Genomic DNA, 17,528 nt, shown 5'->3' with positions numbered 1-17,528 from the left:
ACTAAGCTCCATGCTGCATTTTACATAGCGCTGCATAAACACCATCTTTGGCGAGTAATGCTTGATGATCTCCCTGCTCCACAATGCGACCTTGTTCAAGCACATAAATCCTGTCTGATTTTTCAATGGTTGAAAGACGATGTGCGATCACAATTGACGTTTTATTTTCCATCAAGGCATCCAATGCATCCTGGATCAACCTTTCCGACTCCGTATCCAAGGCCGATGTTGCTTCGTCTAAAATAAGTATCGGTGCATTTTTCACAATAGCACGCGCAATGGCAATGCGTTGACGTTGACCGCCAGACAACATAACGCCATTCTCGCCGACCATCGTATTAAGCCCTTCTGGTAAGTCTTTAACAAACTCCCAAACATGTGATTGTTTAACAACAAGCTCGAGTGCTTGTTCTGAGAGTGGTTTTTCTTGACCGTACATTATATTGTTCGCAATGGTATCGTTAAAAAGCACAACTTGCTGAGATACGATAGAGAACTGGCGACGTAAATCTTTAAGCTTGTAATCTTGTATGGCATGACCATCGAGTAATATTTCACCCGATTCAATATCGTAATGACGAGGTAATAAACTAGAGAGCGTTGATTTACCAGAGCCAGAACGACCTACCAAAGCAATATTTTCGCCCGCTTTAATATGCAAGTTTAAATCACGAATTGCAGGCTCTTGCTTGGTTGGATAACAAAAGGTTAAGTCTTTAATTACAATCTCACCTGTGCAAGATGTGATCTGTTTTGTGCCTGTGTCATTTTCTATGGGTGTATCGAGTATTTTAAAAATACTTCTCGCGGCTTCAATCCCTCTTTGCATTTCGCCGTTCACGTTAGACAGTTGTTTAAGAGGCCTTAACATCATCATCATAGAAGTGAGTAAACTAATAAAGGCACCCGATGTAATGGTATCAATCATCGACGTTGTACCTAGAATAGCCAATACCAATGCCATTGCACTTGCTGCTAGAATTTGGATCACCGACACACTGATAGCCCGTGTTGCATCCATTTTTACACGTTGCTGCCTATTGCGATTGTTAACATCCGCAAAGCGAGTGATTTCTTTGGTTTGGCCTTCAAAGCCATGTATTACTTTGTGACCTACTAGCATTTGTTCAGAGCTACGCGTCACTTCACCCATTGCATCTTGAATATTTTTTGAGATTTTTCTAAATCGCTTAGATACGATGTTAACAATGAGCGCAACCAATGGAATGATGATTAAAAACAGACAAGTAAGTTGCCAGCTAGCCGTGAACATACCCACTAACACAAATACGACAAACGCACCTTCGCGAATAACTATTTGTAGTGCTTTAGTAACCGCTTGCTGAACTTGCTCCGTATCAAAGGTTATTTTAGAGATCATTTCACCATTGGAATGCTGATCATGAAACGACACGGGTAAATACAACATACGTTCAAATAGCTGCTGTCTTAACTCTCTAACGACTTGAGAGCCAACATAGGTCATGCAATACGACGCCATGTAATTAAATATACCACGACCGACCACCAAGGCAATCACGACGATTGGCGCCCATTGCAGTACTTCTAAATTTCTTTCATTCAGCCCTTTGTCTATGAACGGCTGCATCAATTTAATAAACAGTGCATCCATCGCCGCATAGCCCAACATACCTACCACAGACAAGATAGCAACAGCTTTATAGTCGAAGGTATATCTCAAAAGCCGTTTGTAGATTTGTTTAGCGCTTTGCTGCATAAAAACTCTCTGCTTAGGGGAAAAACCCGCCCATTGTACTTGCGCTCACCATAAAAACAAAATGATAAGTCGCTAAAATCAATTATATGGAGCCAAAACAAGCAAACTGCAAGGCCAGTAGCCAGAAAAGCTCAAATTGGTGCAACTTGGCTATAAAAACCAATAGCCGTATGTTCCTCGCGCGGTTTCTATAATTTGATCAGACTTAGTAAATTTAATTCTGATATGGCCATCCGTCGCGGTATCAAACTGTTTTACATTTAACGCATTGTAATTTTCTACTACCCCTTCATTTGGAAGACGCCAAATCGAGTGATACGCTCGCGAGTATATTGCAACTTTTGGAGAAACAGCGTTAATAAAGCCGAGGCTTGATGATGTTTTGCTACCGTGATGTGGCACTAGTAAAATATCGCTTTGTAAACTTTGGCCATATTTTCGCACCAATATTTGCTCAGCAGTTTTCTCAATATCACCAGGTAGCAATATTGAAGTCCGACCATCGGAAATTTTCACCACACAAGAGTTATTGTTATCCGAGCGCATTGGTTTATCTGGCCACAATGATTCTATTGTAAGTATGCCCAATATTTCCTTTGTTACCTGACAACTAGAACTTGGATCATAATGATGAAACGCACGTAACGGTGCTTTTCCAGAAAACCTGAGTAACTCATCGATTCCACCAACATGATCTTTATCTTGATGGCTTAAAATCACATGCTTGAGTGTTATGCGCTTTGTCTCAATATATGGTTGTACAACATGTTCAAACAAAGAGTAATGCCCAAAGTATTTCGTGCCTAAATCATAAAGTACGGCATGTCCTTCAGTTGAAATCAGTACCGCAGTACCATGATCGACGTCAAACACGTCAATTTGCCACTGTATTTTTGGCGCAAATGAACTATGCCCGAATAAAGAAATTATGGGGATCAAGGCTAACCATCTGAACCAAGTGAGGCTTAAAAACAAAATAAGAGAAAGATATAACGCCACTACATACCCCCACTCAATAGGAGGCAAATTGAACCAGCCATAATCGGCAAAGATTCGCTCAAAACTAGTCAGCAACCTCGCTAATCCCGTGTCTGCGATAGTAAACATTGAAATTGATATCCCCAACGCACTCATCAACAAAATCACTAGCAAGGCTGGCAAAATAGCGAATGATAACAATGGAATAAATATCAAATTAGTCAGTACAGAACAGATGCTGATTCCGTTAAAAAACAACCAACTCAGCGGTGCAAGGGCGATTAATAGTGCAAACTGCATTAGCACTAATTGAAGCAAATGAGACAGAACGCCAATCCCTATCTTGCATTTCATTAGTTTAATACAGAAAAAGATGCTTAATACGGCAATAAACGAAAAATACAGACCCGCATTAAGCAAAGAAAATGGGTTTAAGAATAACACTGCTGCCAAAGCGAACAGTAGCGTGTGGTAGCTGACGATTTGTTTACCTTTTACATAAGCCATGATAAACACGCTAAGCATGATGAATGCTCGCTGTGCGGGTATTCCCGCACCACTAAGTAGTACGTAAACCAATGCTGCGCAAAGGCCAAAGATCATCCCTGTTACGTTGATATCGATACTTTGCTTAAATGAAAAGTCGAACTTGGCTAAAAGCAAAAACAGACAACGGGAACAATAAAAAAACAAACCATAAATGATACCGATATGCAATCCAGATACAGCGAGCGTGTGGCTCAGACCCAACTTTTGCATCATTATTTTATCGCTCTTTGCTATTTTCGATTTATCTCCACTAAGCAGTGTGGAATACAACCAAGCCAATTTAAACTCGGATAAATGTGACCATAGCCAAGCTTTGTATCGTGTCACAAGTCCAAATTTGGCTGGAGAGATATGAGCAATGTCGGTGACTTTTCCCTTGAAGTAAATGTGGTTGGCAAATGCATACAATTCGCTATCAAAAACAAGAAAATTTTTTCTACTTCGATACGGTTTTAACTTCACGTTAAAGGTTACGATCGCTCCTTCTTGCAGCTCCTTACTTACTTCTGGGACAGATAAATTTGCTCTTACCGATTTAAACCAAGGCAACTTGTTACCATTCATATGTAAAATTTTGGCTGTAAAATAACCGTCGCTAAGTTCACGCTCCAGTTGGCTAACAATCGTTATGCCTTCTTTTAAGGTCTCTACGTCATAATCAAATTTATAGAAAACAGTGTAATGTACCCAGATTGAAAAAATAGCGAAAATAAACCCTAACAAAACGAAGCAAAACGGCTTAAAATAACGCACAACAACAATCATAAAAATACAGCTGCTATAAAACGGCCACTGTTTATAAAAAAAGACAGTCACGATGCAGCCAAAAATGAATCCACACACCAAGAGAACTGACGTATATGGTTGCAAGTTATGGCTAAGAAAACGATCCAACGCTTTTTACCCGATCATAATAAGATCAAGCAGCAGAAATCATTAAAGATATTTGGTCGTTTATTGCACGACGCTAATTTATGGCATCTCAACAGACGCTCAGCACGAGGCGCGTTCTCTGTTGGACTATTTTTTGCGTTCATCCCTGTCCCTTTTCAAATGGTTTTAGCGGCCGCTTTTGCAATTCCTTTCCGCGTTAACTTACCTTTGTCTGTCGCCTTAGTGTGGTTAACTAACCCACTTACTATGCCGCCAATTTTCTACTGTTCCTACTTAGTTGGCGTTTTTGCACTCGGCCAAGAAACTCAACCTTTCCATTTTGAAGCAAGCTGGGAATGGCTTTCTCAAAGTCTGAGCACCATCGGACCCGCTTTCATTGTTGGTTCACTGATTTGTGCGTGTTCAGCCGCTATAATTGGCTACTTCGGCATAGACTATTTGTGGCGTCGTTCCGTTAACAAAGCTTGGGCGGCACGCCATCAATAACCACTTGAGTATAGACACAAAAAAAGCCCTTAAGGGCTTTTTTTGTGTCTGCTTTAAAGTCTCTTTAAGCTACTGTAAGCTTTCTACGTCTTAACCATGCAAATGGCAATGCCAGAAGTGCGAACACTGATAAACTACCTGACTTACGCTCATAAGTTTCAGCTTCAGGCGGTGCACAATCCTCAACAGTTCCATTTGGTACTGGCGTAAGTAGTACTGGTAAAGTCACTGATTCATACTCGATATTACCATCACTGTCTTTTTCAATATTACCTAGCCTATCTCTACGCTCTACAGTTTTTGTCGCAATGGCATAGATCTTGTTCGCTTCGGTAATTTTAATCGCCTCAGCAATTGTGTATGGATAGTTGTTGCCACTACTGTCTTTACAAGGCAATAAATCATTGATATTTGTTAATTTATCTTCACCTATTTTAAAGATAAAGCCTTCTCTACGACGGTTGCTAGAACTGCTCTTTTCAATCTCTGCTTGACCGATAATGTAGCCCGCGTCATTGATATCCGTTACAACGGTACGCGAACCTTTAAAGAAGTAAGGCATTTCGGTTAACTTTTTATCATTAATGTCGTAATAAAAACCATACTGCTCCGTAAGCGAGCTTCGCACTTGCAATGCTGTATAGCCAACCGCGACATTATTGTTATTAATATCAACCGCTTTACCTGTTTCATACCATTTTTCTAACTTATGGAATGGCGTAAATTGACCATCTGCAAAGTAACCCGCTAAGCCGTAGGGATATAAGTCGTCCCCTTTTCGATACGGAGAGTAACCAACAGCAATACCTGATTTATTCACTGCAAGTGCAGTACTCACAAATGCGTTATCTTCGTCATCTTTAGGCGTTAGACCGAGCCCCAAGTTTGTCGTGCTAACAATGTTAAAATTGTCATCTAATTTCCATTGAAAAGCGCGTAAATCATAAAACTGTCTCGCAACTTGTTGCTGCCAAACACACACCTTCTCAGGCTCATCTTTATTATCACAGTTGTCGTTGTAATTATTTTGACGATTTTCTGGAATGCCGGTACTGCTATTACCCACAACAATATAGCCGCCTTCATCTAACTTTTTGATATCGGTTGCGATACTTGAGCCACCATGTTCAGTAAACTCTGGCTCTAATACAACTTGCTCACCTTGTGGCGTGATGACAAGACCTCGAGAACTCCAATCTCTTACAAAGTAAGTTTCATCTTCAGATTCATTCTCAGGTCTGAACGTCATTTTTGCGTAAGGCGCTGAACCCCAGCCAACAACAACACCATCTTCACTCAATGCAGTTAGGTAGTTTGCTGTAGAACGAGTCAGTCCGTTGGTATCATCGCTTTCGATATCAAATAGAATTTGCTCTTGCGCTGCTACCGCATCAATGTTGAGCGCAATTCTGTCATTAAATTTTTGATATTGTGCTGAACCAGAACGACCACTTAAAAAGTTAAGCATAAACACATTCGCGTCTGCATTTGTCGCCGCAACACCATTTTTTATATCTTCCAGCGTAAAAGTGATTTCTTCATCGATAGATTCATACGCACTTTTGGTGTTGTCATAGGCGTTTTTAAGCGTCGCGTCGTCAAAATCAATATAACTGACATCAATTGGCAAACCGAATAAGCTGCTTGCAGCGCCAATGATCTGTCCATTGTCGTTCGCATCTGAGATAAAAGTATATTTACCGTTTTCATAACGCTGTAATTCACTTAATTGATAGGTTGCTGCCAGTGCTTGGCCACTTAGACCAGCAAAAATACTCGCAGCCAAAAATGTTTGTTTCATTTTAATCCTTACTACTGATTCTGTAATGCTTCTAATTCTTCCCAGCGCTCGAACGCGGTTTCAAGCTTCGACTCAAGTTCAGCCAATTCGTTCAACGCAGCTTGTGTTGTCTGCGAATCTTGTTTGAAAAAGTCTGGGGCATTAACGATTTCTTGTTGTTGCTCTAGTGCCAATTCAAGTGCCTCTACTTTACTTGGCAACTGCTCTAATTCAAGTTTTAATTTGTAACTTAGCTTGGTGGTTTTGTTGCTATTCGTTTTTGCCTGTTTAACTTGCTTCTCAGCTTCTTGTTTAACCTGTTTTTCAAGTTCTTTGGCTTGTGCTTGGCGCATTGCAACGTACTGCTCATAATCAGTATACCCGCCAACGATGTCTGTAATTTGGCCACTGCCTTCAAACGCCCATACAGAGTTACAGGTGTTATCTATAAATTCACGGTCGTGACTTACGATCAGAATAGTACCCTGATACTGATTTATGATTTCTTCAAGCAATTCCAGAGTTTCAATATCTAGGTCATTGGTTGGTTCATCCAGTACCAAAACATTGGACGGCTTCAAGAATAGCTTAGCAAGCAGTAGACGGTTCTTTTCACCGCCTGACAACGCTTTTACAGGCGTTCTCGCTCGTGCAGGCGGAAACAAAAAGTCTTGTAAATAACCAAGTACATGACGGCTTCTGCCACCCATCATGACTTCTTGTTTACCTTCGGCAACGTTATCTTGCACCGTGGCTTCTTCGTCTAGCTTTTCACGATACTGATCGAAATATGCCACTTCAAGATTAACGCCTTGTTTGATCTTGCCACCATCAGCCGCCAAATCTCCAAATAGAAGCTTAAGCAGTGTGGTTTTACCTACCCCATTGGGACCAACAAGGCCCACTCTATCGCCACGCATAACTAGGGTAGAAAAATCTTTCGCGATCACTTTATCTTTAAATGCATGTTGAACGTGTTGCGCTTCAAATACTAACTTACCAGAGCGCTCTGCCGTCTCAATGTTGAAGTCTGTTTTACCTACTTGCTCAACACGTTGTTTGCGCTCGCTCCTAAGTGCTTTAAGCGCTCTAACACGTCCTTCATTGCGTGTTCTTCGCGCTTTGATCCCTTGGCGGATCCACGCTTCTTCTTCTGCAAGCTTTTTATCAAACAGCGCGTTTTGAGTTTCTTCAACTTTCAAGTCATGGGCTTTTTGTTCAAGGTATTTAGCATAGTCACCAGGATAAGAGATTAGCTGACCTCTATCCAAATCGAGAATGCGTGTGGCAACTGCACGGATAAACGCCCTATCGTGAGAAATAAAGACGATGCCACCCTTAAATTCTTTTAAGAATTGTTCCAACCAAATAACACTGTTCATATCCAAATGGTTGGTTGGCTCATCCAGAAGTAAAAGATCAGGATCACTCACCAATGCCTTCGCCAGTGCCACTTTACGTAACCAGCCACCGGAGAGCTTTTCTAAACGCATAGTTGATTCAAGTTCTAGCTGACTTAAAACCAACTTAATGCGACTTTCAAAACGCCAAGCATCTGCGGCTTCAATCTTGTTAGACAGCTTTTCTAATTTACTCAGTAATGCCGGTGATTGATCGGTTTGCAGCGCTTCGCTAACATGGTTAAATTCGATAAGTAACTCTGCGATATCGGGCAAGCCATTCGCGACGTAGTCAAATACCGAACCTTCCGCGCCCTTGGGGGGATCTTGTTCTAAACGCGAAACTTTTAATTCGCCAACGCGGTTTATTTCACCATCATCTAGTAAAACCTCGCCATCAAGTACTTTTAGTAAAGTTGATTTACCCGCACCGTTTCTACCAACGATACAAACTCTTTCACCCGCTTCGATCACGGCATCTGCGTTATCAAGTAAAGGGTGTGTACCAAACGCTAACTGCGCTTTTGCTATTCTGATTAAATCCATATTATTCTACGAGTTGTGCAATTTGTTGCTGATCAAAAGGCCAAAATAACGCCTGTTGATCAGAGATTCTTTTTAATACTGGAATTGATGTTTGATAAGCACTCATCAACGCGTCGTCGCTAACAATATCAACCAATTGAAACTGCTCGACAGGTATCAGCTGCGTTACCATTTCATGGGCAAGCTCACATAAATGGCAGCCATCTGTGTGGTACAAAACGTACTTAGCCATGGGTTATCAACCAACTATTATGTATTTGTTTGTTACGCTTAAAGTCTGGTGACAAAGTCTCGTCAGAGGTATTTTGAGCCTTTAAGCCTAGCCCTATTAAACCTACTTCATCCATTTTAAAGCCACGTTTATTGTTTGAAAAAATCAAAGTGCCTTTTGGACTCAAAATCTTTTTAACCCAGGTCAGCAATTGAATATGATCACGCTGTACATCGAATACATCTTTCATTCGCTTTGAATTAGAAAATGTCGGTGGATCTAAGAAAATAAGGTCGTATTGCCCCTGAGCATGCTCTAACCATTTAAGGCAATCTGCTTGTTCAAAACGATAACGCGGGTTTTTGAGATTATTTAAAGCAAAGTTTTCTTCGGCCCACTTTAGGTAAGTTTTTGACATATCGATAGTTGTGACTGATTTAGCGCCCCCTAAAGCTGCATGCACAGAAGCCGAACCGGTATATGAAAATAGATTCAAAAAGCGCTTATCTTTAGCATTTTGTTGAATATAACGGCGTGCTAAACGGTGATCCAAAAATAGACCTGTATCTAAATAATCGAATAGATTAACTTTAAATTTGGCACCAAATTCTTCAACCGTATCGTAACGGTGTTGTTTATCCATTGCCGTATATTGCGCTTCGCCTTTTTGCTTTTTACGCACTTTAACAGCGATGTTTTCTGGCGCAATTTCTAATTGCTCAGCGGTCAAAGTGATCACATCTTGCAAACGCTTTTGCGCAATGTTGTCATCAATTTCTTTAGGTGCCGCATACTCAAATATGACGGCAGAGTCGTTATAAACATCTACCGCTACATTGTATTCAGGAATATCCGCGTCATAAACACGATAAGCATTGATCTGTTCTTTTTTAATCCAGCTTTTTAGCGCTTGCTTGTTCTTTTTCAAACGATTGGCAAACGCACTAGACCCCTCAAAGTTAAGTCCCGTTTTTTGTTCGTTTTGAGTCACCTGACGTTCATTAAGCTCATACATATTGAGTTCAACGTCAATTGGCCCATTTTTAAATTTGTAACGCTTTTCTCGCGACAGCTTGAGCAGTTTAAACAAACTATCATCCGTGCCGAGCAAAGCCAAACGCCAGTCTTTAAAATGCTTTTTAAAGGCGATACCCATATTGCGATATAAATTCACAAGCTCAGCCATTGAACCTAAGCGCTCACCGTAAGGTAAATTGCTCAGTACCACACCTGGTCGTTTTGCGACTGTGTCGAGGGTGTTAGCATCCTTTACTTTGAATTCAATGTGCTCTGAAACACCTGCTCGCTCAGCATTTTGCGCCGCTACATTGATCACTTTCTCATCGACATCCGATCCAATGATCCACAACTTTGTGTCAATTTGATCAGACTTTAACTGTGCTTTGATCTCATCAAACTTCGCTTTTCTAAAACTAGGTAGACGTTTAAAGGCAAATTCACGGTTCAAGTTGGTATAGATGTTATTTGCCATGCATACTGCTTCAATCAACAAAGTGCCTGAGCCACAACAAGGATCGAACAAAGGCCTTGTCGTATCTTCAAGCCATCCGCTACGTTTAACGAGTGCTGCTGCAAGATGCTCTCGTATTGGCGCTTTACCCTGACGAGTACGATAACCTCTATCGGACAAACGAGGGCCTGAATAATCAATGTATAGCGCACATTTGTTTTTGTTTAATTTAGCAATGACGCGAATATTGGGATCAGCTTTATCTACGTTTGGACGCTGCTCATAGAGATCGTTAAAATAGTCAACGATGGCATCCTTAATAACCAGACCAGAGAATTGTGTATTTTTTAGCTCGGTGTTTGTGCCATTAAATTCGATAGCAAATGTTTGAGTTGGACCAAACCAGTCTTGCCACGCTTGAAAACGTGCGAACTTGTAAAGTGCAGTTTTATCTTTTATTTCTTCACTTTCATCGATCATCAACATGACACGTGTTGCAAAACGTGTCGTTAAGCAGAACTTTTGTGCTTGTAAGTTATCAGCATTAAAACGAACTGAGCCAACGCTTTGTTTGGAGACTTCTAGACCCGCTTGTTCAATCTCTTGTGCCAGAAGATGTTCAATACCAATGGAAGTGAGCGCGATAAATTGCAATGTACTAACCCTTTATAATCAATTAGCAGCGAGTATAACATAGGTTAGACGGAGCTTGATCACGCCATTTTGGAAATTTTATTACAACCTAATAGGGGGTGAATACGATCGTTTAGTACCTTGATCGCTTGGAACTGCTCTAACGTGAGGTTTTCATCGAGGGCAAACTCAGGGCTTAAACTAATGCATAGACATGTGCCTTCTGATTGCTCCACAATAAAGAAGTCGCCATCTTGCTGTTGTGATTGCAATTTTACGATTGCCTCGGTACAGGGGGTAGTGCCTCGATATGTGTTGAAAAACCAGCTCTTTGCTTGAACAGGTAATAAATAAAACTTAGCCGCCGTTGCATTAAGTGCAATTTGACAGCATTGTGGTTCAGACCACATATTGAAATCACAAAGATAAGCGAATACATTTTGGTAATACGACGCTTCGTTGAGACTAAAATGAGGATTAACAGCAGCGTCTTCGGTTAACTGGCGCAACCGAAAAGGGGTGCAAAGAACCATGTCTTCACCCAAGTCTACAAGCAAACGATTTCTTTGGTGACAACTTACCCACTGCCACTCTTTAGATGCTTGCAAAACTGACCTCCTGCCTACTATTTGTTTTTATTGAATAGTACGCAGGAGTATAACGAAAAATTATATAGTGGGAAAATATTTATAAGAACAATTTGTTTACGATCATTTTGTTATATAACTGATCATTATAAACCGTTCACGATCCTTTTCACTAACTCAGGACCTTCATAAATAAAGCCAGTATACACTTGTAACAAAGAAGCGCCAGCATCTAACTTCTCGCGTGCGGCTTCTGCTGAGTCGACACCACCAACGCCAATAATTGGCAGTTTTCCTTCAGTGATACGTTTAAGTTCATTGACCACATAAGTTGACTTTTCGCGAACTGGACGCCCTGATAAACCACCAGCTTCCTGCGAATGTTGCATACCAATAACGGCTTCTCTTTCTAGCGTTGTATTGGTTGCTATCACCCCATCTATGCGGTTTTTCATAAGGGATTCAGCTATTTGTGCAACTTGAACCGCATCAATATCCGGCGCGATTTTTACTAGCATCGGCACCGACTTATTGTGTTTTGCAATCAAATCCATTTGTTCGTTTTTCAAACTTTCTAATAAATCATCCAACGCATCACCGTACTGAAGATCACGCAACCCAGGTGTATTCGGTGAGGATATGTTCACGGTAATATACGATGCATGCTCAAATACTTTACGCATACAATAGATATAATCGTCTTTGCCCTGCTCATTTGGCGTATCTTTATTTTTACCAATATTGATCCCTAAGATCCCATCATATTTGGCGTTTTTAACGTTGTTGACTAGGTTATCGACACCTTTGTTATTGAAGCCCATCCGGTTAATGATTGCATGTGCATCAGGTAAACGGAAGATACGAGGCTTATCGTTACCCGCCTGTGGCCTAGGTGTCACGGTTCCAACCTCTATAAAGCCAAAACCCATTTGCGCAAACGCATCGATACATTCTGCATTCTTATCTAACCCAGCGGCCAAACCAACCGGGTTTTTAAATTCTAATCCAAGGAAGTTAACTGGCTTATCGGCAACAGACTGTGACCAAGCCACGCTTAGAGGCGTGTGTGCGAAGCGACGCAAATTGCTTAATGCAAACTCGTGTGCCCATTCAGCATCACGGCTAAACATATAGCGTCGTGCAATATCATAAAACATGAAAACTCCTTAAAGATCCTAAGTAACAGTGTTCTACGCTAAGCGTAGATAAAAAAATACCCCAGCAAGGCCGGGGTATTTTAACGATTTAAAAATTATTTGGAAGTATCGCAGTTGTGGCTAAGTAGCATCAACTCTCTCAGTGCAACTGAGAACTTCGCAAAGTCGTGGCTCTGAGATGTCTTGAACTCTTGTAGCATTTGCTGCCAACGTTGCAACAACGCAGACTGGCTATCCATCCACTGTTCAATTAGCTCGTTTACGTCAGCCTCTTTCTTATCAAAGCTATTAAGCACCACTTCACTGAGTGAACGTTGCTGCCAATCAAGCTCTTCACGATATGACGCACGAGCAAGTGCTTGCCAGTGGTTTGCTACAGGCTGAGCCGTGATCTGATCTAAGAACCAGTGAAGACCCATTCTCGCACCAAGCTTAAAGTAAGTATTTGATACAAGGTCAACTTTACGACCAGAGTTATTCGCAACTTCTGCTAAATCCATCACTGAGAACAAGCTAGATAGTGACACTATGCGCATAGCGATATCACTTGGTACACCCTGCTCTTCCAGTTTCTTCGCATTAGCGATGATAGAAGCGCTTTCAGATTCCACTAAGTAGCTGTTTAAGTTTTTACTTACATCCTTAAACACTGGTGCAAAGAACTCGATGGTTTGCTCAATGCTCATTGCTTTATTGCGATGACGTAAGAACCAGCGAGTAGCACGACGTACAGTACGACGCAATTGATACAACATTTCTGTTTGCACCGCTGCCGGGATCTTATTATCAAGCGCAGCAATCGCACTCCATGTATTCTTCATTTCAAAGATGGCACTTGCGATTGAATAACATAGTGCGATTTCACTTTCAGTTGCACCTGTTTCTTCATGCATACGTACCATGAAGTTTAAGCCCATATCGTTGACGATAGCGTTTGCTAGCTTGGTAGCAATGATCTCTTTACGAAGTGGGTGATTATCCATCGCGCCACTGAACTTTTCACGCAGTGGAACTGGAAATGAATTCACCAGAAGCTGACGGTAATATGGGTTTTCAGACACTTCATCAACAACAAGTGACTCTTTAAGCACCATTTTAGAATACGATACAAGTACTGATAACTCAGGACGAGTTAAGTCTTTGCCCGCAGCTGCACGTTCAGCAAGTTCTTCATCTGTAGGTAAGAACTCAATAGTACGGTCTAACTTGCCTTCTTTTTCAAGAGCATGGATAAAACGTACTTTTTCTTTTAGTGTATCTGGACCTTTCGACTTCGTGATAGACAAAGTGTGCGTTTGGCGATAACAGTCAGCAAGTACTAATGTAGATACTTCATCAGTCATTGAGTAAAGTAGTTCGTTACGTTGCTTCTTAGTCAGGTCACCTTCAGCAACTAAGCCATTAAGTAGGATCTTAATATTAACTTCGTTATCTGAACACGCTACACCACCCACGTTATCGATAAAGTCAGTGTTAATGCGACCACCTTTGCTGGCAAATTCAATACGGCCTAGCTGAGTAGCACCTAAGTTACCACCTTCACCAAACACTTTTGCACCAAGCTCAGCACCGTTGATACGTAGAGCGTCATTTGCGCGATCACCCACTTCAGCATTTGTCTCTTTAGAATGCTTAATGTAAGTACCGATACCACCATTCCAAAGTAAGTCTGAAGGCATCATTAACACAGCTTTGATTAGCTCATTTGGTGTCATGCTTACTTTTTTGGTGTTAAGCATTTTCTTCATTTCTGGTGTCAACGTAATTGACTTCGCTGCACGAGAGAAAATACCGCCACCTTCAGAGATTAACGCCTTGTCATAGTCTTCCCATGATGAGCGAGGAAGTGCAAATAAACGCTCACGCTCTTTGTAAGAACTCGCCGCATCTGGAGTTGGGTCAATAAAAATGTGCATATGGTTGAATGCCGCTTGCAAACGAATATGCTTAGAAAGCAACATACCATTACCAAATACATCCCCCGCCATATCGCCTATACCAACAACGGTAAAGTCTGTAGTCTGACAGTCGATATCCATTTCACGGAAGTGACGCTTAACTGATTCCCAGCCGCCTTTAGCGGTAATACCCATTTTCTTATGGTCATAGCCGATAGAGCCACCTGATGCAAATGCATCACCCAGCCAGAAGTTGTATTCTTCAGCGATACCATTGGCAATATCAGAGAAAGTAGCAGTACCTTTATCCGCCGCTACAACCAAATACGGGTCATCTTCATCGTGACGAATAACACTTTCTGGTGGCACAATTTCACCATGAACAATGTTATCAGTGATGTCTAACAAACCTCTGATAAAGATTTTGTAGCACTCTTGGCCTTCTTTAAAGAACGCTTCACGCTCCGTTGGAAGCTGCTTACATACAAAGCCGCCTTTAGAGCCAACCGGTACAATTACCGTGTTCTTAACTTGCTGTGCTTTAACTAGGCCGAGAACTTCTGTGCGGAAATCTTCACGACGGTCTGACCAACGAAGACCACCACGAGCAACTTTACCACCACGTAAGTGAACACCTTCAACGCGTGGTGAATAAACGAAGATTTCAAACGCAGGCAGAGGTAACGGCATATCTGGAATGCCACTTGATTTGATCTTGAATGATATGTACGACTTGTTCGTGCCATCTTGCTCTTTTTGGAAGAAGTTAGTACGAAGCGTTGCATTAATCATATCTACGTATAAACGAATGATACGGTCATCATCTAGGTTTGCTACGTTTTCAAGCTCAGCGTAAATGTCAGCAACTAACTTATCGATAGTTTTCTGTGCTGCTGGTTTAGTTGGAGAGAACTTTTTAACAAATAAATCAACAATTTGAGTCGCAATATGCGGATAATGGTCGAATGTATTTTCAATGTAGTTTTGCGAGAATGTCACACCGATTTGACGCATGTATTTAGCGTAGGCGCGTAAGATAGACGCTTCGCGACCTGTTAAACCACCCAACAATACTAAGCGGTTAAAACCATCGTTCTCTAATCGATTATGCCAAACGTTTGTCAAAGCTGCGCGGAAACGCGCTGATACTTTGTTAAAGTCTGCAATACCATCACTATCCAATAGCATTGAGAAATCCATGATCCAGTTGACCTGACCATCATTTGATTTAATCGCATACGGTGTTTCGCCGATAACACGTAAACCAAAGTTCTCAAGCATTGGCATCACGTCAGACAAGTGGATTGGCTCGTCTTTATGGAATAAGCTCAAACGCACGATATGCGAGTTCGCTTCTTCTTGAGGACGATAGAACAGCATATCTAGCTTGTTCTCTTCGCTCAATAATTCCAGCTTTTCGATATCAACCACAGCCGCACTTGGCAATACGCCGTCTTTATATGCGCCAGGGAATGCAGTCGCATACTTTCTGAATAACTCGTTACCACGAGATTCACCATTACTCTCCAGTAATGCACCTTGTAGCTTGTCTTCCCATGTACGAGCGGCTTCAATCAGATTGTTTTCGATGTCTTTCACGTTATATTCAATATTGTTGTCAGCTACGCGCACTGTGTAATGCGTACGTGCAAGCGTAGACTCAGAGAAATAGGTGGTGAACTCAACTTTTTCTTTAGATTGGAACGCATTTGCCAATAGTTGTTGAGTTTCACGTCTAAGCGCAGTGTTGTAGCGCTCTCTTGGTACATAAACCATACAAGAGAAGAAACGGCCATAGATGTCTTTACGTATAAATAAACGACACATGTCACGCTCTTGCACCTGCAGTACGCCTGTTGCTACTTCAAGTAACTCAGACTCACGCGCTTGAACGAGTTCATCACGTGGATAGGTCTCTAAAATATTCAGTACCGCTTTGTATGCATGCGTGCCTTTAGCAAAATCACACATCTGCATGATGCGGCTTATTTTACTTTTTAGTACTGGTACATCCGCTGCGCTGTTGTTGTAGAAACTTGACGAGAACAAACCGATAAAACGGTCTTCGCCAACAACGTTTCCATCTTTATCAAAGCGCTTAATGCCGACATAATCAACGTATGCTGGACGATGTACGCGAGATAGAGAGTTCGTCTTTGTCAGGATCAACAAGTTATTGCTGCGCGCTTCTTTTCGGGCAACTTCAGGCAACTCAGACAGCAAACGGCCATGTTCGTCAGCAGATTTTTTCATCAAACCAAGGCTTGTGTCAGGCACATGCTTCAATTCGTAATCACCTTGCACGGGTGTTAACTCATACTGACGATACCCCATAAAGGTAAAGTTATCTTGGGTTAACCAGTCTAAAAACTCGATAGCCTCTTTTACTTCACTCTCATCACACTTAAAGTGACGAGTAGGAAGCTCTTTAATTACAGACTTGAGTTTATCGCGAATAGGTAACCAATCTTGTACTGCTAAAGAAACATCTTGCAATACAGATTCAAGTTCCTTGGTGAAGGATTCGATTGCTTTTTTATCCGTTTGACGGTCAATCTCAATAAAGAACACAGTTTTAGTCGAATTCGACTCTTGTTCCGCTTTTAGATTAGAAATAGCAGTTATTTTTCCTGCACCATCACGTTGGATCTTAAGAGGGCTGTGCAATAGCAAGTGCGAAACAATGTTTTCGCGGCTCATTGCCATACGTACTGAGTCTACCAAGAAAGGCATGTCTTTGGCGATGATCTCTACGATTGTGTGAGATGACTGCCAGCCATCTTTAGCCACTTCAGGATTAAATACGCGGATAACCGCGTCATCTGATTTATTTTTTTCGAGAGCGTTCCAAAGACTAAGTGCAGCACCGTATAGGTCACTATCGTTGCGATGAGCCAAGTCCTCTTTCGACATGTTGCTGTACAGGGATTTGGCAAATGTTTCAACGAGTGACACGTTCTCTGCATGAACTTTCTTGTGGATCAACTTACATACGTTATCTAAGATAACTGATGCTGGACCTTCATTTTGTGTCATATGTGTTCCTTAATCTATACCACCTTTGAACGGTAGATTATTTGTACAGCTGTTTATTAGCGTGGAGTCAGTGGAATTTTAACCTTTCTGACGCTAATAAACAGCTTTTTCGATGAAAACATTTTAAGCTTTTCAGCCATTTGCTCATCTATTCACAAAATATA

At 41.4% G+C, this 17,528-nt stretch carries 10 protein-coding genes; 1 reads left to right on the top strand and 9 read right to left on the bottom strand.

Annotated elements, in window-relative coordinates:
* Position 1: 1 nt before the first annotated feature.
* Together msbA and AC5FX4_RS10700 are read right to left on the bottom strand one after the other, a co-directional pair.
* The gene (gene msbA, locus AC5FX4_RS10705; protein WP_493606381.1) at positions 2–1,738 is read right to left on the bottom strand and encodes a lipid A export permease/ATP-binding protein MsbA; all 1,737 of its coding nucleotides are present in this window, start codon (positions 1,736–1,738) and stop codon (positions 2–4) included.
* Between the two features lie 150 nt (positions 1,739–1,888).
* Positions 1,889–4,108 (bottom strand): DNA internalization-related competence protein ComEC/Rec2, encoded by a 2,220-nt coding sequence (locus tag AC5FX4_RS10700; RefSeq protein ID WP_493607808.1) that lies wholly within the window; start codon positions 4,106–4,108, stop codon positions 1,889–1,891.
* A 30-nt stretch (positions 4,109–4,138) separates the two neighbouring features.
* Here AC5FX4_RS10700 and AC5FX4_RS10695 point away from each other — a divergent pair, with 30 nt between their 5' ends.
* Positions 4,139–4,645, top strand: coding sequence for a DUF2062 domain-containing protein (locus tag AC5FX4_RS10695; RefSeq protein WP_493606380.1), 507 nt, complete (start codon positions 4,139–4,141; stop codon positions 4,643–4,645).
* Positions 4,646–4,709: 64 nt separating this feature from the next.
* Here AC5FX4_RS10695 and AC5FX4_RS10690 read toward each other — a convergent pair whose 3' ends face one another.
* The 7 genes from AC5FX4_RS10690 to AC5FX4_RS10660 form a co-directional block, all read right to left on the bottom strand.
* Positions 4,710–6,446, bottom strand: a complete 1,737-nt coding sequence (locus AC5FX4_RS10690; RefSeq protein WP_493606379.1) for a DUF3466 family protein — start codon at positions 6,444–6,446, stop codon at positions 4,710–4,712.
* An 11-nt stretch (positions 6,447–6,457) separates the two neighbouring features.
* Entirely contained in the window at positions 6,458–8,371 is a 1,914-nt protein-coding gene (gene uup / locus AC5FX4_RS10685; RefSeq protein WP_493606378.1) for an ATP-binding cassette ATPase Uup, read from the bottom strand.
* Between the two features lies 1 nt (position 8,372).
* A complete protein-coding gene (locus tag AC5FX4_RS10680; protein WP_493606377.1) occupies positions 8,373–8,603 on the bottom strand; it encodes a glutaredoxin family protein in 231 nt (76 codons plus the stop codon).
* On the bottom strand, positions 8,596–10,707 hold the full coding sequence (rlmKL, locus tag AC5FX4_RS10675) for a bifunctional 23S rRNA (guanine(2069)-N(7))-methyltransferase RlmK/23S rRNA (guanine(2445)-N(2))-methyltransferase RlmL (RefSeq protein ID WP_493606376.1): 2,112 nt from the start codon (positions 10,705–10,707) through the stop codon (positions 8,596–8,598). Before rlmKL ends, AC5FX4_RS10680 begins: the two co-directional genes overlap by 8 nt.
* 59 nt (positions 10,708–10,766) lie before the next feature.
* On the bottom strand, positions 10,767–11,294 hold the full coding sequence (locus tag AC5FX4_RS10670; RefSeq protein WP_493606375.1) for a cell division protein ZapC domain-containing protein: 528 nt from the start codon (positions 11,292–11,294) through the stop codon (positions 10,767–10,769).
* Positions 11,295–11,419: 125 nt separating this feature from the next.
* Positions 11,420–12,430: a quinone-dependent dihydroorotate dehydrogenase gene (gene pyrD, locus AC5FX4_RS10665; RefSeq protein WP_493606374.1), complete on the bottom strand. Its 1,011-nt coding sequence runs from the start codon at positions 12,428–12,430 to the stop codon at positions 11,420–11,422.
* Positions 12,431–12,525: 95 nt separating this feature from the next.
* On the bottom strand, positions 12,526–17,364 hold the full coding sequence (locus AC5FX4_RS10660) for an NAD-glutamate dehydrogenase (protein WP_493606373.1): 4,839 nt from the start codon (positions 17,362–17,364) through the stop codon (positions 12,526–12,528).
* Between the last annotated feature and the right edge of the window lie 164 nt (positions 17,365–17,528).

This window comes from Pseudoalteromonas sp. ATL1 (assembly GCF_058933015.1).
The sequence above is the reverse complement of the archived record's forward strand: the minus strand, read 5'-3'. Positions and strand labels throughout refer to the sequence as shown.

Excerpts from the sequence above, each read along its gene's own strand:
- AC5FX4_RS10690 (WP_493606379.1), bottom strand. The coding sequence starts at position 6,446 with ATGAAACAAACATTTTTGGCTGCGAGTATTTTTGCTGGTCTAAGTGGC.
- uup (WP_493606378.1), bottom strand. The coding sequence starts at position 8,371 with ATGGATTTAATCAGAATAGCAAAAGCGCAGTTAGCGTTTGGTACACAC.
- AC5FX4_RS10680 (WP_493606377.1), bottom strand. The coding sequence starts at position 8,603 with ATGGCTAAGTACGTTTTGTACCACACAGATGGCTGCCATTTATGTGAG.
- AC5FX4_RS10660 (WP_493606373.1), bottom strand. The coding sequence starts at position 17,364 with ATGACACAAAATGAAGGTCCAGCATCAGTTATCTTAGATAACGTATGT.
- pyrD (WP_493606374.1), bottom strand. The coding sequence starts at position 12,430 with ATGTTTTATGATATTGCACGACGCTATATGTTTAGCCGTGATGCTGAA.
- AC5FX4_RS10695 (WP_493606380.1), top strand. The coding sequence starts at position 4,139 with ATGGCTAAGAAAACGATCCAACGCTTTTTACCCGATCATAATAAGATC.
- msbA (WP_493606381.1), bottom strand. The coding sequence starts at position 1,738 with ATGCAGCAAAGCGCTAAACAAATCTACAAACGGCTTTTGAGATATACC.